Origin of the sequence: Pectobacterium quasiaquaticum, assembly GCF_014946775.2 — a bacterium.
GTDB classification, from domain to species: Bacteria; Pseudomonadota; Gammaproteobacteria; order Enterobacterales; family Enterobacteriaceae; genus Pectobacterium; species Pectobacterium aquaticum.
In genome coordinates, this window is record NZ_CP065177.1 from 66408 (window position 1) to 87564 (window position 21157).

At 54.1% G+C, this 21157-nt stretch carries 16 protein-coding genes and 1 pseudogene; 6 read left to right on the forward strand and 11 right to left on the reverse strand.

Features of this window, described 5'->3' with window-relative positions; genetic code table 11:
* Nucleotides 1-208 precede the first annotated feature (208 nt).
* Nucleotides 209-816 (reverse strand): annotated as a pseudogene (locus tag IG609_RS00275) (aminotransferase class III-fold pyridoxal phosphate-dependent enzyme); the annotation flags it as partial.
* Nucleotides 817-929: 113 nt separating this feature from the next.
* Nucleotides 930-2291, reverse strand: a complete 1362-nt coding sequence (gene eat, locus IG609_RS00280; protein WP_116156622.1) for an ethanolamine permease — start codon at nucleotides 2289-2291, stop codon at nucleotides 930-932.
* A gap of 258 nt (nucleotides 2292-2549) precedes the next feature.
* Here eat and IG609_RS00285 point away from each other — a divergent pair, with 258 nt between their 5' ends.
* The 5 genes from IG609_RS00285 (at nucleotide 2550) to IG609_RS00305 (ending at nucleotide 9791) form a co-directional block, all read left to right on the forward strand.
* A complete protein-coding gene (locus tag IG609_RS00285; RefSeq protein WP_193400346.1) occupies nucleotides 2550-3557 on the forward strand; it encodes a phosphotransferase enzyme family protein in 1008 nt (335 codons plus the stop codon).
* Between the two features lie 172 nt (nucleotides 3558-3729).
* Complete coding sequence (gene qhpR / locus IG609_RS00290; protein WP_193397235.1) at nucleotides 3730-4788, forward strand: AraC-like transcriptional regulator QhpR; 1059 nt, start codon at nucleotides 3730-3732, stop codon at nucleotides 4786-4788.
* A 361-nt stretch (nucleotides 4789-5149) separates the two neighbouring features.
* Nucleotides 5150-6301 carry a diguanylate cyclase domain-containing protein gene (locus IG609_RS00295; protein ID WP_193400348.1) on the forward strand — a complete coding sequence of 384 codons (1152 nt, stop codon included), beginning with the start codon at nucleotides 5150-5152 and terminating at the stop codon, nucleotides 6299-6301.
* A gap of 318 nt (nucleotides 6302-6619) precedes the next feature.
* Nucleotides 6620-7912 carry a dicarboxylate/amino acid:cation symporter gene (locus IG609_RS00300; RefSeq protein WP_193397233.1) on the forward strand — a complete coding sequence of 431 codons (1293 nt, stop codon included), beginning with the start codon at nucleotides 6620-6622 and terminating at the stop codon, nucleotides 7910-7912.
* 361 nt (nucleotides 7913-8273) lie between these two features.
* The gene (locus IG609_RS00305) at nucleotides 8274-9791 is read left to right on the forward strand and encodes a M16 family metallopeptidase (RefSeq protein ID WP_193397232.1); all 1518 of its coding nucleotides are present in this window, start codon (nucleotides 8274-8276) and stop codon (nucleotides 9789-9791) included.
* An 82-nt stretch (nucleotides 9792-9873) separates the two neighbouring features.
* On the opposite strand, the gene kdgK is transcribed toward IG609_RS00305, so the two are convergent.
* Nucleotides 9874-10806 (reverse strand): 2-dehydro-3-deoxygluconokinase, encoded by a 933-nt coding sequence (gene kdgK / locus IG609_RS00310; protein ID WP_180786878.1) that lies wholly within the window; start codon nucleotides 10804-10806, stop codon nucleotides 9874-9876.
* A gap of 167 nt (nucleotides 10807-10973) precedes the next feature.
* The gene (gene yhjD, locus IG609_RS00315; protein WP_193400350.1) at nucleotides 10974-11990 is read right to left on the reverse strand and encodes an inner membrane protein YhjD; all 1017 of its coding nucleotides are present in this window, start codon (nucleotides 11988-11990) and stop codon (nucleotides 10974-10976) included.
* Between the two features lie 253 nt (nucleotides 11991-12243).
* Here yhjD and IG609_RS00320 point away from each other — a divergent pair, with 253 nt between their 5' ends.
* On the forward strand, nucleotides 12244-13440 hold the full coding sequence (locus IG609_RS00320) for an MFS transporter (RefSeq protein ID WP_193400352.1): 1197 nt from the start codon (nucleotides 12244-12246) through the stop codon (nucleotides 13438-13440).
* 73 nt (nucleotides 13441-13513) lie between these two features.
* Here the strand turns inward: IG609_RS00320 and IG609_RS00325 are convergent, their stop codons facing one another.
* The 7 genes from IG609_RS00325 to IG609_RS00355 all read right to left on the reverse strand — a co-directional run bounded on the left by IG609_RS00325 (nucleotide 13514) and on the right by IG609_RS00355 (nucleotide 21154).
* Nucleotides 13514-14218 (reverse strand): DUF2931 family protein, encoded by a 705-nt coding sequence (locus tag IG609_RS00325; protein WP_193400354.1) that lies wholly within the window; start codon nucleotides 14216-14218, stop codon nucleotides 13514-13516.
* Nucleotides 14218-14682, reverse strand: a complete 465-nt coding sequence (locus IG609_RS00330) for a hypothetical protein (RefSeq protein WP_250116843.1) — start codon at nucleotides 14680-14682, stop codon at nucleotides 14218-14220. Before IG609_RS00330 ends, IG609_RS00325 begins: the two co-directional genes overlap by 1 nt.
* A complete protein-coding gene (locus IG609_RS00335) occupies nucleotides 14636-16213 on the reverse strand; it encodes a T6SS phospholipase effector Tle1-like catalytic domain-containing protein (RefSeq protein WP_226373289.1) in 1578 nt (525 codons plus the stop codon). The genes IG609_RS00330 and IG609_RS00335 overlap by 47 nt, the downstream gene beginning before the upstream one ends.
* Nucleotides 16213-17010: a DUF4123 domain-containing protein gene (locus IG609_RS00340; RefSeq protein WP_193397230.1), complete on the reverse strand. Its 798-nt coding sequence runs from the start codon at nucleotides 17008-17010 to the stop codon at nucleotides 16213-16215. Before IG609_RS00340 ends, IG609_RS00335 begins: the two co-directional genes overlap by 1 nt.
* The gene (locus IG609_RS00345) at nucleotides 17007-19034 is read right to left on the reverse strand and encodes a type VI secretion system Vgr family protein (RefSeq protein WP_250127228.1); all 2028 of its coding nucleotides are present in this window, start codon (nucleotides 19032-19034) and stop codon (nucleotides 17007-17009) included. The genes IG609_RS00340 and IG609_RS00345 overlap by 4 nt, the downstream gene beginning before the upstream one ends.
* Before the next feature lie 563 nt (nucleotides 19035-19597).
* Complete coding sequence (locus IG609_RS00350) at nucleotides 19598-20164, reverse strand: DcrB family lipoprotein (protein ID WP_193397803.1); 567 nt, start codon at nucleotides 20162-20164, stop codon at nucleotides 19598-19600.
* 312 nt (nucleotides 20165-20476) lie between these two features.
* Entirely contained in the window at nucleotides 20477-21154 is a 678-nt protein-coding gene (locus IG609_RS00355; RefSeq protein WP_116164041.1) for a 7-cyano-7-deazaguanine/7-aminomethyl-7-deazaguanine transporter, read from the reverse strand.
* Nucleotides 21155-21157 lie beyond the last annotated feature (3 nt).

A 21157-nucleotide genomic window follows, 5' to 3' on the forward strand; every position in this document is an offset into this window, starting at 1 on the left:
ATGCCATATTCCGTGGCTAGGTAAACTCGATGCCCGATAGAAATTCGACAGAATGCATTGAGAAATTTAATTAATAAGAATAAAAGCAATATTTATCATTGGCTTGAGAATATTCAGAAGGTAACTCTATTGCAAGATAGTGTAATCTTGATATTTATCATAGGGTTTCCGCTGCGATGGAAACCCTATGAGGAGGAAGAGATCGAAATCAAGTACGCGTTAGCGCCCCCAGACAGTCATCCAGTGCGCCGACCAGCCAGTCGATATCTTGTTTCTGGAATGCCAGCGGCGGACGCAGTTTAAGCACGTTGCCATAAGGACCCGCCACGGACGTCAGTACGCCGTTGTCGCGTAGCGCTTCCGTTAGATTCAGCGCCAGTGCTTTATCCGGCGTTTTGTTCTCTCTGTCACTCACCAGCTCAAACCCGATGAATAGCCCAGCACCGCGCACGTTGCCTACACTGGCGTATTTTTCTTGAAGAGTAGTGAGTTCCGCCAGCAACTGTGCACCCACGATGCGGCTGTGTTCCTGAAGCTGCTCATCGTGAATCACCTTCAGCACCGCCTGTGCCGCGGTCATCGCCACCGGATTCCCACCGAACGTATTGAAGTAGGGGATCTGGTCGCTGAAGGCGGCGAGTACGTCGCTTTTTGCCAGCAGCCCAGATCCGGTGCATTGACCCGATAGGCATCCGGTGGTGGAACCAACTGCGTGGTCGCCGCCAACGGCTGGCCGCTGCCCAATGCAGGTGAGACGCCGGAGGTCAGATCGCTGGTGCCGTGGTAGGCTTCACGCGTCACGATCACACCTGTGCCTATACATCGAGGTATTTCTTGCCGTCGGCATGTTCGGCGCGGAAGCTGTTGGTATCCATGATGGTTGAACGTGTTGACATACTCTCTCCCGTTATAAAATGTGCGCTGCAGTGCTAGTTGGCATCGGCGACAAGCGGCTCGAGCAGATGTTCCCGTCGTGCTTTGGTCGTCAGGAAATAGAGGTAGCCGAGCAGCATAAAGGTGCAGAACAGCCCACCGATCACCGGGTTGAACCAGAGCATCGCAATCAGGCAGATGATGGCGCAGACGAGGGCGAACGCGGGGACGATGGGGTAACCGGGGGCACGATAGCTGCGTGCCATATTGGGAGCGCTACGGCGCAGGCGGAACAGGCTTAACATGCTCATGATGTACATGACGATGGCGCCAAAAACCGCCATGGTAATCATCGCTGCCGTCAGGTTCATGCCCTGTAGGTTAATCCCGTCGCAGAAGATGGCGGCAATCCCGATTGCGCCACCAGCCAGAATGGCGCGATGTGGGGTGTGGAAGCGGGACAGCTTGGCAAGCCCCGGCGGAAGATAGCCTGCGCGCGCTAGTGCGAAGAACTGGCGAGAATAGCCCAAAATAATACCGTGGAAGCTGGCGATAAGACCGAACAGACCAATCCACACCAGCATGTGCATCCAGTTGGAGTTTTCCCCGACGATGAGTTTCATTGCCTGTGGCAAAGGATCGTTGAGGTCGGAGAGCTGACGCCAGTCGCCCACGCCGCCAGCCATCACCATCACGCCAATTGCCAGCACCACCAGCGTCAGGATGCCGCTCACGTAGGCGCGTGGGATGGTGCGTTTCGGATCTTTCGCCTCCTCGGCAGCCATTGCTGCGCCTTCGATGGCGAGGAAAAACCAGATGGCGAACGGTATCGCTGCAAACATACCGGAAATGGCCGCGGGTGAAAATTCATGTTGTCCCGCCCAACCGTGTGCCACGAAATTACTCAGGCTAAAGCCTGGCGCAACCACACCCATAAACACCAGCAGTTCCATGACGGCCAGCAGCGTGACTACCAGCTCAAACATCGCCGCCAGCTTCACGCCGAGAATGTTCAGGCTCATAAAGATAAGGTATGCGCCAACTGCCGCGAATTTGGGATTCAACTCGGGGTATTGCACGTTCAGATAGGCACCAATCGCCATTGAAATGGCTGGTGGTGCGAAAACAAATTCAATCAGCGTGGCCATACCAGCAATCAGGCCACCCAGATCGCCGAACGCGAGTCGGCTATAGGCAAAAGGGCCGCCAGCATGGGGGATCGCCGTGGTGAGTTCGGTAAAGCTAAAAATAAAACAGGTGTACATGGCGGCAATGAACAGCGTCGTGACTAAAAATCCCAACGTGCCAGCGACACCCCAGCCGTAGCTCCAGCCAAAATATTCACCAGAAATTACCAGTCCTACCGCGATACCCCACAAATGCAGGGTGCCCAGCGTGGGCGTTAATTTGCTCGTCATCACATTATCCCCGTCAGTCTGCTCATGGTTATTCAGGGCCAGTACGGCAACCCCTGTTGGCTTGTGTAGCGATAATGCCCACGCTTGTTGGTGGAAAACTTGACGCTGGCGTATCGAATGCTGCGCGCTGAAGTCAACTTTTACGGTGGGTATCGCGCCTGCGCCTTCTGGGGTCAAACCGAGGTTCTGGTGCGTCAAGTTTCTCTGTACGACACACGCCATGCTGAACGCTCGTTGACTCGCGTCGGAGTGGGAACCATGAGTGCTAAACAATATGACACCTTAAATAATGCAGAAATTACCGCGCTGGCGCACCGGGCGCTTGCTTGCTACCCGGCGGCGCTACAAGGGGAAGTGCGGCTGCTGTGCCGCTCGGAAAATGCGACGTTTCTTGTTTCGTCGGCAGGTAAGCGTTATGCACTGCGGCTACATCGTAGCCACTATCACCAGAAAGCAGAGATTGAAAGCGAGCTGCTGTGGCTGGATGCGCTGCGAGAGACGGGCATTGCCGTGCCGGAAGCGGTTCGTAATGTGGACGGGGAGCGTGTGCAGTCACTGGGTTTATCCGACGGTTCCTGTCGCTATGCCGTGTTGTTTCACTGGATTGACGGCGAGATGCCGACCACCAGTATTGATCCGCGAGCGTTCCAGCAACTGGGCGAGATCACCGCTCGCCTGCACCAGCATAGCCGCCAATGGCAAAAACCTGACGGTTTCCAGCGTATTGTCTGGGATCATCACACGATGGTCAGCGCGCAGAGTCATTGGGGAAACTGGCGTGACGCGCCGAACCTATCGCGTGGCGAACACGGTATTGTCGAGGAGGCCATCGGGCGTATGGGGGCGGAAATGGCGGAATTTGGCAAAGCGTCGCACCGCTACGGGTTGATTCATGCCGACCTGCGCCTGACCAATCTGCTTCTGCATCGCGGCGAAACGCGAGTTATCGATTTTGATGACTGCGGTATGGGGTGGTATCTGCACGATCTGGCCGCAGCGATCAGCTTTGTCGAGCACCATCCGCGTGCGGCGGAGTGGGTTGAAAACTGGCTGTGTGGTTATGAACGTGTGGCGCACGTCAGCGATGAGGAATTGGCGCTGTTGCCGACGCTGTTGATCCAGCGGCGCATCCAGCTTACGGCGTGGGTAGGGTCGCACGCAGAAACCGAGATGGCGCAGAGTCTTGGGCCAGACTGGGCAAAACACAGCGTGCGTCTGTGTCGGCGCTATCTGGAAACCAGCGATCTGCCGATTGGCGTGGCCTGAATGCACCACGGACGGGCAGCGTGCGCTATCGTAATGCCTGCTCGTCCCACAAGAGATTTGTAACCCATTGATTTCGCTTCCTCACGCTCTGGTATGAAACTTGCTGGTATGAAGTCTGCTGATCGTTTCATGGCCCGTTGGCGGGTTGTGTGATACGGCGAGGTGAAAGGCAATGGAAAACGTGACGTACTCTTCGGCGCTGAATGCGGCGTTCTCCCGCAATTGTGGCGTGCTGGCGGCGGCGGCAACCGGACTCGGCGACTTTATCCATGATAATGGCGGTGATGCCGATCGTATATTCGGCATCAGCGGCGTCGATCCCGAGCAGCTCGCCAGCCCGACGCTCAGTCTGGGGCTGGTGAACTATTGCCGTGTGATGGAGGAAGCCGCGCGTAATTCAGGCGTTGATAATTTCGGTTTACGCTACGGCAAGCAGTTTAAACCGCAGTCATTAGGCCTGATCGGCTATATCGGTTTATGTTCGGATACGCTGGAGCAGGCGCTGCACAATGTGGTGAAGGCGTTTCCCTGCCATCAGCACGACACGCTGACGCGCATGGTGGATAAAGGCGACTGCTGGCGGCTGGATTACCAGGTTCGGCACGGCGCTATTCTGCATCGTCGGCAGGATGCTGAACTGACGCTGGGTATGCTGCTCAACCTGATTCGCCATGTTTTGGGCAAGCACTGGGCACCGCGTGAAGTGCATTTTGAGCATCCGCGCCCGGAAATGTGGCATGAGCACTGTAAGGTGTTCGATGCACCGGTTTACTTCGATCAACCCTATAATTCTCTGCTTATTCCCAAACACCAACTGACCCGCACCATGCCGGATCGCGACATGACATTGCTGCTGGTGATGCAAGATGCGATTCGCCGTCTGAACGAGACGTCACCGCAGCAAAGTATTGTCGATCAGGTGCGTACGCAGGTTCATCTATTATTGATGCAGAAAGAGCCGACGCTGGAAGAGGTGGCGGAGAAGGTGGGGTTGTCCAGTTGGTCGCTCCAGCGTCGTCTGCGAGAGGAAGGACTCAGCTTCTCTCTGTTGGTAGACAAACTGCGCTGTGAAATGGCGACACACTATCTTCAACAGAAGCAACTGCCGATTTCGGAAATGGCGCTGTTGCTCGGCTATTCCGAGGTGAGCGCCTTTTCCCGTGCATTCCGTCGCTGGTTTGGCATTAGCCCGCGCCAATGGCGTAAAGGTGAAGCCCTCAACGTTTCCTGATGCTGTCACTTAAAGTCCGCCTCAGGCAGGCGAGAATCCTGCCCGATTCTTCAGTCTGCTCCCCGAATAGCGATACTGGCTTATGCAGGGTATATCCCCTATTCTGAGGCCGCATTACTGCTGCTAGCCTAGGATTAAGATGAAATCCCCCGAACATCAACAGAAAACAGCATTAAGGCGACGATAAGCTGCCTTATACTATTTGCCGCGTATCAATCGTGTTGCTGTGTGTAACGCGTGCGCATTTTTCGCGTTGTATATTGCTCACCTGTTTGTGGTTTGGTGGGTCAGGTATCCAGGTTTGTATAAAGGTTGACGGAGAAAGCGCTTGCGGCTCAGACGTTCATTAACGATTAAACAGATGACAGCCGTGTCTGCCGTGGCACTGGTGACGATCAGCCTGTTTATCGTCATACAGCTCTTTCACTTCGTTCATCAGCGCCGTGAAGATTATGCCAAGCAACTGGAGAGCATCGCCTATTCCGTGCGTCAACCGCTGACGGATGCGGTGTTACAAGGTGAAGTGCAGCGGGCGGGCAATATTCTGGACAGCTTATTACCCGTTGCCTTTCTGAGCCGGGCAGATGTGCTGCTGCCGGATGATTTCCAGACGCTACACGCGAATTTCCCGAAAGAGCGCCCAGTGCCGGATTGGATCGCGCGAGTCTTTAAGTTACCAATTCGCATTTCTATTCCGCTTTATTCACCGCCACAGACGCAGTATTCGGCTCCGCTAGCGCATCTGGTGTTGCAGGCGGACTCCTACCGGATGTATCAATTTATCGTCAGCACTTTTTCAACCATGCTGGCGACGTATCTGCTGCTGGCGCTGATTATGTCGATCGCCATTACCTGGTGCATCAACCGCCTGTTGATACACCCGCTGCGTGGGATTATTGTCGAGTTACAGAATCTCCCGCCGGACGACATGCTCCACCGTCCGCTTACGCTGCCGCCCTGGCATCAGGACGATGAGCTGGGCGCGCTGGTGCGCAGTTATAACCGCAATCAACAACTGCTGGCGCAGTCGCTTTCTGCTGGAACGGGAGGGGCGGGGTTGCCGGACAACGCATACTTTATGCGACGTCTTGAACAGCGTCTGGCCGATGCCACACCGTTCAGTCTGCTGGTGTTCGGGCTGGATTCCTCTGCTGGCAAACAGGATAAGGTAGACACGCTAGCGAAGCAGCTCAGCGCAGTGATTGAAGAACAGAACGAGGCTGGGCTCATCTATCTGGCGCGTCTCGACTGTGATGAGTTCGCTATCATCGGGAAGCAGCTGCAATCCGCCGGACAGGCGCAAGATTGGGCGCAAAACGTGATGCTGGCGATTAATTCTCCCTTTTTACCTGCTGGCTCCCTGTCTGCACGGGCTGTCAGCGTGGGTATCCTTACTATTACCGATCCTCGACCCGAAGACGCGGCACTGCTTTTATCACAGGCACGTTTTGCTATGCAGCTGGCGCGGCGTGATAAAAAATCCGGGATTCATCCTCTTACGGTGCCTTCCTGAGTATTTGCAGGTAACGCAAATGTTACTTTTCATAGAAAGGTTTCCTGAACGGCACATTCCCCGTATGACGGGGTTTGAGGGTTTTTCAAGGCAATATTTCTGCCGAAAAAATGTGCATCTGTTACAGGTAAATTGCACTGATGTTTCTTTATAATTCCTGCTGACGTGATTCAGCTCTTGTTTTTAACCTGTTGTTCACAAACTAAACTTATAAAACATTCTCAGCTTGTTATTGCAATGTTACTTTTCGGCGCAATCACAGGCGGCATTTTCGTACCCTATTCCCCTCCTGTGTTTTCCCCACCATAGGACGTATGTATGAAAACATCAATTTTTAAAAGTCTTTATTTTCAAGTTCTTGCTGCCATTACAATAGGGATTCTGTTGGGGCATTTCTACCCCCAGCTTGGCGAGCAAATGAAGCCGCTGGGCGATGGGTTTGTTAAATTAATTAAAATGATTATTGCGCCGGTTATCTTCTGTACGGTAGTAACCGGTATCGCAGGCATGGAAAGTATGAAGTCGGTCGGTCGTACTGGCGCGGTCGCCCTGCTGTATTTTGAAGTCGTGAGTACGATTGCGCTGATTATCGGTCTGGTCGTCGTCAACGTGGTGCAACCTGGCGTGGGCATGAACATCGATCCAAGTACACTTGATGCGTCTGCGGTGGCGGTTTATACCCAACAGGCTTCGCAACAGGGTCTGATTCCGTTCCTGATGGACGTGATTCCGGGGAGTGTGGTCGGTGCGTTTGCCAGCGGTAATATCTTGCAGGTTCTGCTGTTTGCTGTGATGTTCGGCTTTGCGCTGCACCGCTTAGGGCCAAAAGGCAAAATGATTTTTGACGTGATCGATAGCTTCTCCAAGGTCATTTTCGGCGTCATTAACATGATCATGAAACTGGCTCCGCTGGGTGCGTTCGGTGCAATGGCCTTCACCATCGGTAAATATGGTGTCGGTACGCTGATACAACTGGGACAGCTGATCGCTTGCTTCTACATCACCTGTGTACTGTTCGTGTTCCTGGTGCTGGGCAGCATTGCCAGAGCGACGGGCTTCAGCATCTTCAAATTTATTCGCTACATCCGTGAAGAACTGCTGATCGTACTGGGCACATCCTCTTCTGAATCCGTGCTGCCACGTATGCTGGAGAAGATGGAGAAGGTCGGTTGTAAAAAATCCGTAGTGGGTCTGGTGATTCCTACCGGCTACTCGTTCAACCTGGATGGCACCTCCATCTATCTGACGATGGCGGCGGTATTTATCGCTCAGGCGACTAACAGCCATATGGATATCTGGCACCAGATTACCCTGCTGGTGGTTCTGCTGCTGTCCTCTAAAGGTGCAGCGGGCGTGACGGGAAGTGGATTCATCGTGCTGGCGGCAACGCTGTCTGCCGTAGGCCACCTGCCTGTTGCCGGTCTGGCGTTGATTCTGGGTATTGACCGCTTTATGTCAGAAGCCCGTGCGCTGACTAACCTGATTGGTAACGGTGTGGCGACCATCGTGGTAGCAAAATACTGCCGCGAGCTGGATGAGAAGAAACTGGATGCTGAGCTGTCTGGCACCAACAAAAACGATAACGCAGCCACACCGACTGCACAGTCATAATTCCAACGTATAGTCATCATTCCGGTATAGTTTTCTAAGTCAATTCCCCACGGCGCTAACGCTCTGTGGGGAATTTTTTTGTCTGCCAACATATCGAACCAAACTGTTTCCCTTCCTTTTCTTGCTCGCCAAGAAACGTAAAAATATTGTTAAATATGACTATTTTTTCCTTTTTTGCGGATTATTTCGCCTCTTGAGGTGACATAGACAAAAGCGCGCTGTCCAAGGGAATGGTACACTTCGCGTCTTCAATTTTTTCCGTGATATATCCACGAGAGTGTGCGGTGGCAGACGCAAGGCCACTATAATGATCAACAATAACCACATTTATTATGTTGGATAGCTATGAGTAGGGGTTCACATGCAGGGCACCAAAAAGGCGCTTTTCGTTGGTGGTTTGTTGCTGGCCGTGGTCAGCAGCGGCGTGCAGGCTGAAGCACTACAGCCCGATCCTGCCTGGCAGCAGGGTAAGCTTGATAATGGTTTTACCTGGCAGTTATTAACCACGCCACAGCGCCCCAGCGATCGGGTTGAACTGCGTCTGGTTGTTAATGCCGGGTCGCTGCTGGAAAACGCCCAGCAGGTAGGTTTTGCCCATTTTCTTCCCCGTCTGGCCTTAGCGCCCAGCGATAAGCTGTCCGCCGCTCAGCGACCTTCCATGTGGATGCGGGACGCTAACAGCTCACGCGTCTTGCCTCCGGTCATTGTCTCGTACGACTTCACGTCGTATAACCTGAGTTTGCCGAATAATCGCCCCGAACTGCTGAAAGAAGCGCTGACGTGGCTTTCGGAAAGCGCAGGGCAGATGACGTTTGATGAAAAACGCCTACAGGCTGCGTTGAAGGTGCCCGATCAGGTGGCAACCTTTCCAGTTAACCCACAGGATCCGAGCTGGCGCTATCGCCTGAAAGGCTCACCCCTGCTGGCGCACGATCCTGCTCAGGACGTCAAACCGCCGTTGAATGGCGAGCAGCTCCAGCAGTTTTATAAAACGTGGTACACACCCGATGCGATGACGCTCTACATCGTCGGTCATGTGGATAACCGCAGCGTGATCGAGCAGATCGGGAAAGTCTTCTCCCCGCTGGAAGGGAAACGTGAATCACCCGCGCCGTTGCCGACACTGAGCCCGCTACCGCCGCAGGCGATCAGCCTGATGAATAACAACGTCCAGCAGGATACGCTGTCGCTAATGTGGGATGCCCCGTGGCACCCGATTCGTGAATCGCAGGCGTTGGTTCGCTACTGGCTGGGTGATATGACGCGGGAGGCGATGTTCTGGCACCTACAGCAGGTGCTGGAGAAGAGCTCGCTGAAGAGCAACAACCTCCGTTTCGACTGCAATGTGTTTTATACCCGTTCTCAGTGTGCAATTCATATGGATGTACCGAATAGCGACGGCGTTGAGCTGGGCGTGACGTTTATGGCGCGTGAGCTGGCGACGCTGCGTGAAAAAGGGCTGACACAGCAAGAGTTTGATGCGCTGATTGCGCGCAAGACGGACGAACTGAACAAGCTGTTTGCGACCTATGCGCGGACCAGCACGGACATCCTGATGGATCAGCGACTGCGCTCCCAGCAGAATGGCGTCGTAGATATTTCTCCCGAGCAGTATCAGAAACTGCGCCAGACCTATCTGTCCGCGTTGACGCTCGATATGCTGAATCAGGAACTGCACCAGCAACTGGTACAGGATACGACGCTGATTTTGATCCAACAGCCCGGTGAACCGGAAGCGAATATGAAAGCGTTGCAGGAAGCCTACGACCGTATTATGACACCGGCGACCGAGCCGGTTGCCAGTACCGCGGCGGCTGCGCCGGAAGGGGCTATTCCTGAAGGAACGAAACCGCAGGAAACGGCACCCGCCGCACAGTAATTCGCTAATCAGTAACTCATTAATCAGTAAATAGAAAAGGCCGCGATTGCGGCCTTTTACTTATTATCACGCGACAGCCTGTTTATGCAGGCATTGCCTCTAGCGGGATAATTGCGCCACGGTATTGAATGACCGTGCTGGCCGTCAGGTGACCGCGCTGTGCGGCTTCCTGCGTGCTGCCGCCGTTCAGACGTACTGCCAGATAACCTGCGCTGAAAGAGTCGCCTGCGGCGGTGGTATCGACCACTTTCTCTTTTGGCAGTTTGACCGCTGGGACATCAACCAGCTCTTGTCCGCGTTCAGACACGATGCAGGAATCGGCACCGCGTTTGATGACCACTTCGTTAACGCCCAAACCGTGTGTTCGATCCAGCACCGTTTCCAGTGGCTTCGTGCCCCACAGCATGTCTTCGTCATCCAGTGTCAGGAAAGCGATATCGGTACAGGACAGGATGTCGGTGTAGGCCTGCTGCGTTTCTTCCTTGCTCTGCCACAGACGTGGGCGGTAGTTGTTATCAAAAATCACTTTACCGCCGTTGGCGCGGCAGGCGCGCAGCAGGGCGAGGAGACGCTGACGGCTTTCGGCGTTCAGAATCGCCAGACTGATGCCGCTCAGGTAGAGATAGTCAAACTGTGCTAGCGATTGACCGATTTTTTCTGCTTCCGGGCTGTCCAGCCAGTAACGGGCAGCAGCATCATTACGCCAATAGTAGAACGTACGCTCGCCGCTATCGTCGGTTTCAATGAAGTATAAACCGGGTAATTTGTTGTCCAGTCGCTGAATCAGGTCGGTTTTCACCCCTTCTTTTTGCCAGGCAGCCACCATCTCGGTACTGAAGCTATCGGTGCCGAGTGCGGTCACGTAATGCACACCCAGCTTATCGGCGTTTACCTGACGGGCAATGTAAACGGCAGTGTTCAGCGTATCGCCGCCAAATCCACGGTTAAGATCCGTGCCCTTCTGCGACAGTTCGATCATGCATTCGCCGATTACGGCAATGTTAGTAGTTGTCATCACTTTTGGCCTGTTTGAAAAGGTACCCTGCACCTGATGTTATTGGGGATAAAAAATGCGGAAATTAACGTCAGTCTCAACATTACGCGAGACTGAGTCAATAGCCTTGAAACGATGTTTTATTTTTTCATGACGCAGATCGGAAAACCAGTGCTTTCACGCTGCTTTTAGCGATCGGAGGGCGGTTCTTTTTCTTGCTCATTCTTATCCGTCGAGGTGTCGCCTTTGTAGTTCGCTGTGGCAATCCAAGCAGCGCAGAAGAGCGTCAGACGAGCGAAGAAATAGAAGAACGCCATCAGGCCAATGACCGAACCGAACGCAGCTCCGGAAGGGGAGCTGGCTAATTTAGGCAGCGCGACGGTCATCGCAAATTTGATTGCTTCAAAGCCCACGGCGGCGATTAGCGTGCCACGAAAGAGTGCTTTACGTTTGGGTTTGTGGCGCGGTAAAACGAAAAATATCCACAGAAATAACAGATAGTTGGCGAAGATGGAGATGGACAGGGCAATCAGCGTTAACGCGGGGCGCAACCATTCTATGCCATCCAGCCCCAGCGCGTTCACAATCATGTTTTGCGCGGTGCCGGCAACAGAGGTCAGGAAAAGCGTAATAATGAGTGCAATGACCAGGCCGATCAGCGACAGGAAATCCCGCGTGTACTGAAAGTAAATCTTCTCTTCATCTTTCGGGTTTCGTTCCCACACGTCGCGCGACTGGGCGCGAATCGCCTCACGCAGGTTTCCCATCCAACTGATGCCGGAATAGAGTGCGATTAGTAACCCAGTAAGCCCCACGGTGGTACGCTGCTGCACGGCGGTGTTAACGGTACTTTTCAGCGTATTGGCCAGATTAGGATCGCTGATGCTGTTGACGATACGGTTAATCAGGCTTGTCAGCAGGTCAGGGTTGGAGGCCAGCACGAAACCCACGGCGGCAAAAGACACCATGAGAATCGGGATCAGCGACAGAAAGGAAAAATAGGTAATGGCCGCGCCAAACTGGTTGCCCATCCGATCGTTGAAACGTTCGCCCGCGCGAATCAGGTGCGCCACGCTGGGGATCGCCTGAATACGGGCGACCAGACGCTGACTCTTGCCCAGAAACGAAAGGGGTTTCTGTGGTGATTTATCCCCTTCAGGGGGTGACGATGTTGACTGGCGCTCCGAGTCTGCCGGTACAGGCATTGCGTTTCTCCTGTGTTCGGGATTAGTTTATTAGCATAAGGTTGATTATAACCAACAATATACTCGTCATCCTTCAAGTTGCATGTGCGTTGGCTGCGTTCAGTCACCCGAATCACTTACTTGAGTAAGTTCATCGGGACTCCTTCTCTTGCCGCCTGCCTGAAACTCGAATTATTTAGAGTATATAACAATATGATTTTTCAATTTTTTCTGAACGTACGTCATACACGGACGTTAAGCGAGTGAATTTTCCATGCCAACACCTTCCCCATCCGAACCGGCGCTGAGCGGGCTGCGCCTTAATCTGCGCATCGTGTCGATTGTGGCGTTCAACTTCGCCAGCTATCTGAATATCGGCCTGCCGTTGGCGGTGCTGCCGGGGTATGTGCATGATCACCTTGGCTACAGTGCATTCTGGGCCGGGCTGGTGATCAGCCTGCAATACTTCTCCACGCTACTGAGCCGCCCGCATGCGGGCCGCAGCGCCGATGAAAAAGGGCCGAAGAAAATTGTCGTCTGGGGGCTGGCTGGCGTCATGCTGAGCGGAGTGTTCTACCTGATGGCCGCCTTTAGCGATGCCTCGCCTGCCATCACGCTGCTGTTGTTGTGTCTCGGACGTGTCGTTCTGGGAGCCGGACAGAGCTTTGCCGGTACAGGCGCAACGCTCTGGGGCGTCGGTGTGGTCGGTTCCCGACACATCGGGCGCGTGATTTCATGGAATGGCATTGCCACCTATGGCGCGATGGCGATTGGCGCACCGCTCGGCGTCTGGCTCAACCATATCGGTGGGCTAAAACTGCTTTCCGTCTGCATTATCCTGATCGCAGCCGTGGCGATTGTCCTCGCGCTACCGCGTCCCGCGGTGCAGGTCGCTCCGGGGAAAAAGATTCCTTTCCGCGAAGTGCTGGGGAAAGTCTGGGTTTACGGCATTATTCTGGCGATCGCCTCTGCGGGTTTTGGTGTGATCGCCACCTTCATCACGCTGTTTTATGCTGACCGTAACTGGGAAGGCGCGGCGCTGACGCTAACCATTTTCAGCTGTGCCTTTGTCGGTGCACGATTGGTGTTTCCTAAAAGTATTCAACGGCTTGGTGGGCTGCGCGTGGCGATGGCGTGCTTTGTGGTTGAGATCGTCGGGTTATTGCTGGTCTGGGGGGCGACGCAGCCGCTGATGGCGGAAGTCGGTGCGTTCCTCGCGGGGGCGGGTTTCTCTCTGGTGTTCCCAGCATTGGGTGTCGTCGCCGTTCAGGCCGTATCGCCGCAGAATCAAGGGAGCGCGCTGGCAACCTATACGATATTTCTCGATTTATCGCTGGGCATCGTCGGGCCGGTGGCGGGCGTGCTGATGGCCTATACCGGTATTGCCTCTATTTATCTGGCGGCGGCGCTGCTAGGGCTATGCGGTCTGGCACTGACGTGGCGACTGACCCAGCGTCCGGCGCAAGGATGAGGGCAGCCATAATAAACATCATGCCTCCTGATTGCCGATAATATGCCGCCGTTCCTTGCTCACGGTGACCTCATTACCTCACAGGCTGTTGGTCTGTTTTAGGCTGGTTGGCGCGGTAGGCATCCATGATCGGTGCCCAGTCCCTACCTAATGGGATAGGGTGCTGTTTAAACAGCTCGCCGTACTGCTTGCCAAACTCAGCCCAACGCTTTTCATATTGTTTTTCCAAGGGTATGGCCTTATCTCTCCAATCATCGGTGACCTCTTCGGCAATACCACGGGCAAGCAAGAGATCTGGACTGACGCCAAGCCCACGCCCCATCAAGACCACCTCATAATAACCGCCGGGTGCCAGGCCAAAATAGAGCCGATTTCGTTGATCAAGGCGTTCGCCAACCTGATAGCGTTGCTGCATTTGTCGCGCTAAATTTGCAGGTAAATCAACCGTGATGCGGTACCGCTTACGATCGTAGAAGGACACCATTTCTATCGACGCGCTGTCAGGGACGGGAACACCCTCGGTAGGTAACCCGCCCCCCCCAGCCCAATAATACTTTTTGTCAATGATGCTTTTATACGGTGCACCAGCGTTACATCCTCCACCGGGATAACTGGATACGATTTTCCCATGATGATAGAAGGTGGCTTTTGTCGTACAAAAACTGTCAATATTGCTACCTGAACCATAGCTCCAGCGAACGTGAGTCATTGGGTTCGGGGTTGAGCAGGCGTTCAGCGAGATACATAATCCCACCGCTATAATAAAATATCTCAACATCATGCCTCCTGATTGCCGATGATATGCCGCCGTTCCTTGCTCACGGTGGTTTCCTGTTTGTGGACTCCTGCGGGACTGGATATGCCCTGATTGCTGGCGCTGCGGTGCACATAGTCGCGACGCAGCGCCCGATAAACCTCGGGGGAGAGCTGCTGACTCAGGTTCTTTATCACGCCCTGCTCGGTGGCTGCCAATGCCCAGAGTTGATCCAGTTTAGCCAGATTAACCGCTGGCAATTTGATGGCTCCAGATTCAAGAAGATGCCCGTTTATTGTGGGATCCCACACCTTAAACGGCACCCCAGCAGAACGTCCGGCCTCCACCATCATATGTAACGGGATACGCGAGTATTCCCCTTCTACCACGCGGTTCATCACCACCTCCACATACACGGCCTTTTTCGGCCAGGCATCATCCTTACCGCGCTTGCGGATAAACGAATAGGGGATCAAACTGATTGCCACCCACGGGTGGCGTGGTCGCACGCGGTAAATGCGGGTGAAGCCGATCCACCCAGCCCTGTGCGATCTTTTCCTCGGCATAAGCGCGTGCCTGGTGGTAGGCGCGACTTTCCGTCTCCGGCGTAGTCGTCGCTTCTTCGCTCATAAAGCGCTCCAGTTCAAGGCACTCGGTCAGCGCTGGGTCACTGTTCGGGTTACGCAGGCTCCAGCGGCTGTAATACCCGCCGCCGATATCCGAGTGTGCACCCGGCAGCGCCAGTTCGGTAAAATGCGCAGGGATGCTGGTGCCAATGGCCGTGGGCGTGATGCGTGTTAAGGGGAAGTGCTTGCGTACCTCATCCAGCGCGGTTAAATGTACCACCCGTTCGGCGCAGTCATCCTGCAAGCGGATATTGAGGCTGGGATGGTACGACGAGGCTACCGTATCAAAAATCCCGACAAAGGTGATACGCACATCGTCCCGCTTGGCCCAGTCAAACCCCGCTTTCAGCCGGATAGTGGGCATATTGGCGATCGCTTGTACCAGCGGGTGATCGGCTTTTTGGTCGATGACATTGACAAAATGGCGTGCCGCCGCCGCCCCACGGCTAAAGCCAAACACATCGAAGACAATACGGTGGATGCATTCAATATTGGGTAAAACATCCTCCAAATCCCGCATGACTGCGGAAACAATGCTCTGTTCACAGGCCTGATTCACCTTGCCAACGATAGAGGTATTTTCACCACCAAAATCGAGATCCAGCCCCTTCGTTAACATATTGTCCGATCGGTATTCCTGCCCCTCGTTTCCTGCAACCGGATCGCGCGTGCCAATGCCGCTGATATAGCTATGGGCGCTCAATGTCTTAGCCCCAAAGATATATTGATCGTAGAGTTTCCCCACATTAGTAATGTCGTTCGCCGCACTGTCACTCACCGGAAGCCTCCCCATCTGACAGCCACGCAGCTCTTTCTCCCGCTGTGCCGGATCGGCACAGGTTTCAGCCAGCCATTGTTCCACTTTTCTGAGGCCAGACTCGGCGTTATAGGTGTTATTCCCTGTGCCATCGAAGAACACGCCGATGCGCAGCACGTTGATCTGGTAGCCTTTGACCTCGATAACGTAGGAATGGTTGGTAAAGAAACGGACGCTACCGGCTTTGCCTTCCTGATGCGCTTCTGGCAAGGGTTGCTCAGGTGCGGTCAGGCACAGGTCACCGGTGGTCGCCTTAATATGTTCACGTGGCGTGTCATCGTATCCCGCTTTCTCTGCCACATAGGCAGGGACGGCACTTTGCCCGTCCTTCAATACTTCACGTGATTGCGCCGCCTTGAGCCAGGGCTGCGTCTCCAGCTTCACGGTGATAGGGCCCACCGCAAAGCCCTGTACGACGACAGGCCCTTCTTTAAGGGTGACTGTTTCGGACTTGCCGGTATCGTCGGTGAGTGTCGCTTTTAGCCCCTTAAACGAACGATTGTGTTCATCACGCACCTCAATTTCTATCCAGCAATCGTAATGTTCGCAGGGGATACAGTAGGGATCGGCTGCCATTAGTTAACTCCTATCAATGCATTATGCTGCACCATCCAGTGGTTGACCTGCGCGAATTCAGCTTCGGTCAGCATCAGCGGCGCTCGAATACTCTCCAGAGGAAGCCCGACCTGCAAGGTCAAGGCTCCAGCCACCACTCCATCGAGCACGTCGTCCTGAAGCTTCTCCGCATTGGCTTGCCTGAGAACGGACAAAATAGCCCTGACCGGTTCGGGATGACGTGCCATCATGCTCGTCATGGTCTGCCACAGACGCCGACGAAGAATATAGGCATGGCGATCGTCGTCATACAACGCCGCCAGATGAGACGGATGAATGTGAAACCAGGGGCTTTTTAACGGGGGATGAAATGGCGTCTCTGGATTCCGTGTAAACCCAGTGTCGTTGATCCAAATTCCATTGCAGGGGCCAAGCACGGCATCCCGCTCTTCTGGGTTCATCGCGCAGAACATCGGCAGAAAAATACGAGGCTCAGAGAAACGAAACCAGACCGCCTCTCCTTCACGGATAGCCAATATCAGGCTTTGCCAATGGTGGCGAACGACGTCAAGAGACTGTTCACTGACCAGATAGAACCCACTCAGTGCCGGAGAATCCGCCACGAATGCAGGTGAAGGGTTAGACAACAGCCAGGGGCCAAGTGCCACTTGTTCGTCAAATTCTGTCCCCGCAAAGAGGGGGAAAGCTTCACCCTGACTGAGTTCATAGAAACGGGCTACCGCCGCGCGATCTAACGCGCCGTCGACAATAGCAAAGAGGGTGCCGCTATGTTGTGCTTGCCACGTATTCAGACTCATGCTTTGCCTCCCTTCGCAAGGGGGCAAGGTTTGACCAACGGTGACATCGATTCCATGCTTTTATGAATGGCGGGTGCAGGTAATGTCGCGGGAGGAGCAGAGGGGACGGCAACACCGCCCGGCAGAATGGGGCTCTGTCCGGCCCAGCCCGAACCACTACCCGCGTTGCCCCCTGAGTTAATATTGATAGCTGGGCCAACGATGCTCACGCCACTGGGGTCAATCTTCACGAAGCTTCCCCCAACCTTCAGCGTCAGCTCCGCGCCCGCTTCAAGCACCACCTTAGCCCCCGCTTTTACATGCACTTCCTCACCCGCCTCAACCAGTAACGCTTGCCCCAGTTTCTGATGCATCGACGCATCAACGGTCAGCGAGAGGCCTCCTTTCACGTGGTCACGTTTCTCGTTCTCCACCGTCAGGTGATCGTTAGCTTTAATGCGGATGACTCGCTCATTATCAATCTCCGTGTGGGCATCATGTTTGATGTGCCAGACCACATCATTCTCAACGAGCGCCTTGAGGTCTTTCTGCCCGTGAAGATAAATCTCCTCCTGACCGGCCTGATCTTCGAAGCGCAATTCATTAAATCCTTCTCCCTGATGCGTCTTCGTGCGCAGTACGGTGCGCGTCTTGTGGGCAGGCAGGTCATAAGGAGGACAGTTAGTGGCGTGGAAAGTACGCCCGGTGACAATCGGCTGGTCCGGATCGCCTTCAAGGAAGCTGACGATCACTTCATGGCCGATACGTGGGATGGCAATCATGCCGTACTGGCCGCCCGCCCAGCCCTGGCTGACCCGCACCCAGCAGGAGCTCTGGTCGTTACTCGCCCCGTATCTGTCCCACGGGAATTGCAGTTTTACCCGACCATACGGGTCGCAGTAGATTTCTTCCCCCGTTGGGCCGACGACGGTAGCGATTTGCGGGCCGTCCACCATCGGTTTGTACGGCATAGCAGCACGCCATGTCGTCGTGCCTTTCACCACGGCAAAACTGTTGCTCATGGTTGTCGGTTCACCGCCGCTTTCCTCTTCCAGTGCCTGCGGTTGCTGCCCGACGTGCGTCACGCTCACCGTCTGCCACACCGCATTCAGCGTCGCATTCGGGTGCTCCGTCAGGGTGAACGTGTTGCCAGGCATCAGCCCCGCGCAGTTGGATTCGCCTTCGCTCTTCACTGCCCCTGAGCGCAGCGCATCCAGCCGGTAGCCGCTGAACGCCTTGCCGCTCGGGTCTTGCTTATAGCGCCCCGGGTAGTCGTAATGCTGATAGCTTTCGCGCTGGTGTGCCAGCTCACTGCTCATTTTCTTGTGCGACAGCCCGTAAGCCGGTGTCTTGAAGCTGTAGTCTTTCAACTCGACTTCGGCCGTACTCACCCGCTCCGCGTAGTGGAAACGTCGGACATATTCGCCCTCGCTCAGCCCTTGTGTCGCCAAGTTGAAGAACAGCTCGGGGCCTTTGGTCAGTGCACCCGCATCGTCGGCAAACACCACGCGGTGCTTGCCTTCCTCAAACTCATGGAAGAAGTACAGACCTTCTTCTGCAGCCAGTCGGGTGATAAAGGCTAAATCGCTTTCCCGATACTGCACGCAGTATTCGCGTGGCGCGTGCTCATGGCGCAGCGCAAAGGCGTAGTCGGTGATACCGGCTTCTTCCAGCAGCGCCCCGATAATCGCCTCCGGCTTCTGCGCCTGAAAGATGCGGGCGTTGGTGCGTAATCCCAGTCGCCACAGGGCAGGACGGACGTCTATCTGATAGCGCGTGCGCCGGAATCCGGTGTCACCCTGCGTGAAGCCGCTGATAATCCCGCTGACCCGACGTTTCAGCTCGCCTTCATACCAGATCATCAGCTCGCACGGCTGGTCCAGCACCGCGCCGAAATCGACATCCGGCAGCGCGCTCGCCAGACTCAGCGACAGGCTGAAAGGCCGGTTCAGCCCTTCATCCAGCCTGAAATCCACCACCGCGAAAGTGCCTGCATCCAGGGCACCGACCTTTACGGTGAACTGTAATCCTGTACTGTTTGCCACCTGTCCTCTCCTTTTTCCTTCGCCGTTACCATGGCTACCGCACGCCTCGGGTTTTCCCAGAGCGGCACGTCACTATCCTGATTAAAATAAAAACCTGCGCTGTGGTCTGAGTCTGCTCACACCACAGTTCATGTTGATAAAACACGACGCGGGCTAAACACCATGCGAGAAAAAACGCGGCTTTAGAGAAAAGCGCAGGAATTTAAATTGAACAGCGATTCGGTGTGTTCACTACACGGTAAAAAGCAAACAGAGCGCAGGTTTTAGGCGGTAGGCAGAATACTAAAAACGTCCCCTGTCACATCCTTGGCGCAGGTCCTGTTGATAAATAACAGCGAGGGGAGGATAGCAGGCGAAGTGAAAATCGATAGTATGAAGAAAGGACTGAAAACAGGTCAATCAATTGATTGATATTGAAATAATTTTATTTTTAAGTAAAAACTCATAGAGAGCGACTCTTTCTCCCACGTTGGTATAGGCAGGGTTATTAGGTTAAATACTAAGCGGGTAGGTGCATAAATCCCCAGTGAACTGGGGATTTATTAAGAGACTGGTGGGGGGGATTATTTCAGCTTCAGGGTGTGGATGATGCCTTCCGCTTCGGTCTGTGCCTGCTGCTGATTATCCGCTGGCAGCGTGATCTGCAAGGTCAGTAGTTGGTTTTCCACTTTACCCAGCACGACAGAGGAATAAGCCTGTTGTCCGCTGCTGGTGATAATGCTGTCGAGTTGTTGCAGCTTCTTGCCGTCAACGTCGATGGTCTTGTTGGTAACGACCTGGAGGTTGGCGTCACGCGTGCGCTGTTGATCTTCCAGACGCTGCGCTAGCACGGTCAACTCTTCTGTGGTGTTGTCGCCCAGAATCACGATGACCGCTTTCTGCCCATTGTCATTGGCGTAAACGTGCATGTTGTTCGCCTGCGTTCCCACTTTTCCACTCTGGTCACGCATATCGGCCGGCAGAGTAAACGCAATCTTGCCTTCCATTAATTCAATATTCTGACCTGCGCTGGCTTCTGCGGCAGGTTTATCTTGTGCGCCCGCTTTTGCGGCGTCATCCGTTTTGCCATCACAGGCAGCAAGCAGGCCGACAAGCAAGCCGACACCGAGGTATTTGATGATATTCGACATGGGATCCCTTTCTCTCGTTTTTGAAACAGATAATTTTTCTATACCCTAAATAATTCGAGTTTCAGGCAGGCGGCAAGGGAAGGAATCCCGATGAACTTACTCAGGTAAGTGATTCGGGTGACTGAACGCAGCCAACGCACATGCAACTTGAAATATGACGGGTATAAACAGGTAATAACAGTATGGCACCCTATTCAGATAGCAAAAACAAGCATTTTGTTGTTGCAAACCGTTGTTGTTGCCTGCGTTATTTTTACAAAACGATGAGTGACTTGATGAGAAAAGGCGGCACAAATGGCCGCCTGATTGGCATTAATGGTGGCTGCTGACGGAACGGTAGTCGGCCGAGTCTTTCTGTTCGCTTAGACGTTTAAGCACCATGTTCAGCATGACGCCGTACATCGGCAGGAAGAATGCCAAGCTGATCAGCAGCTTGAAGGCATAATCCACCATCGCAATTTCAACCCAGTTTGCCGCCATGAAGGCATCGGTACTGCGGTAAAACGCAATGAAGAAAAAGGCCAGCGTGTCGCTGAAATTACCAAACACGGTCGACACAGTCGGCGCGATCCACCACGCGCGTTTCTGACGCAGTCGATTAAAGACATGAACATCCAGAATCTGGCCGAGAACATAAGCCATGAAGCTGGCGCAGGCGATACGTGCCACGACGATATTTATCTGATTGAATGCCTCGAACGACTGCCACGATCCCTGATAAAACAGGCTCGACACCAGATAGGAAATGACCAGAGCAGGCACCATCACGGTGAGAATGATACGACGCGCCAGCGGCGCACCGAAAACTCGTACCGTCAGGTCAGTTGCCAGAAAAATAAACGGGAAGGTAAACGCGCCCCAGGTGGTATGAAAACCGAAAATCAATACCGGGAGCTGAACCAGATAATTACTCGACGTAATGATCAGGACATGGAACAACGATAGCCAGATCAGCGCCGTAAGCCGCTGCTGGGGAGTAAAACGATACATAAT

Coding starts and splice junctions, on each gene's coding strand:
- eat (WP_116156622.1), bottom strand. CDS start 2,291: ATGACGAGCAAATTAACGCCCACGCTGGGCACCCTGCATTTGTGGGGT.
- IG609_RS00285 (WP_193400346.1), top strand. CDS start 2,550: ATGAGTGCTAAACAATATGACACCTTAAATAATGCAGAAATTACCGCG.
- qhpR (WP_193397235.1), top strand. CDS start 3,730: ATGGAAAACGTGACGTACTCTTCGGCGCTGAATGCGGCGTTCTCCCGC.
- IG609_RS00295 (WP_193400348.1), top strand. CDS start 5,150: ATGACAGCCGTGTCTGCCGTGGCACTGGTGACGATCAGCCTGTTTATC.
- IG609_RS00300 (WP_193397233.1), top strand. CDS start 6,620: ATGAAAACATCAATTTTTAAAAGTCTTTATTTTCAAGTTCTTGCTGCC.
- IG609_RS00305 (WP_193397232.1), top strand. CDS start 8,274: ATGCAGGGCACCAAAAAGGCGCTTTTCGTTGGTGGTTTGTTGCTGGCC.
- kdgK (WP_180786878.1), bottom strand. CDS start 10,806: ATGACAACTACTAACATTGCCGTAATCGGCGAATGCATGATCGAACTG.
- yhjD (WP_193400350.1), bottom strand. CDS start 11,990: ATGCCTGTACCGGCAGACTCGGAGCGCCAGTCAACATCGTCACCCCCT.
- IG609_RS00320 (WP_193400352.1), top strand. CDS start 12,244: ATGCCAACACCTTCCCCATCCGAACCGGCGCTGAGCGGGCTGCGCCTT.
- IG609_RS00325 (WP_193400354.1), bottom strand. CDS start 14,218: ATGTTGAGATATTTTATTATAGCGGTGGGATTATGTATCTCGCTGAAC.
- IG609_RS00335 (WP_226373289.1), bottom strand. CDS start 16,213: ATGGCAGCCGATCCCTACTGTATCCCCTGCGAACATTACGATTGCTGG.
- IG609_RS00340 (WP_193397230.1), bottom strand. CDS start 17,010: ATGAGTCTGAATACGTGGCAAGCACAACATAGCGGCACCCTCTTTGCT.
- IG609_RS00350 (WP_193397803.1), bottom strand. CDS start 20,164: ATGTCGAATATCATCAAATACCTCGGTGTCGGCTTGCTTGTCGGCCTG.
- IG609_RS00355 (WP_116164041.1), bottom strand. CDS start 21,154: ATGTATCGTTTTACTCCCCAGCAGCGGCTTACGGCGCTGATCTGGCTA.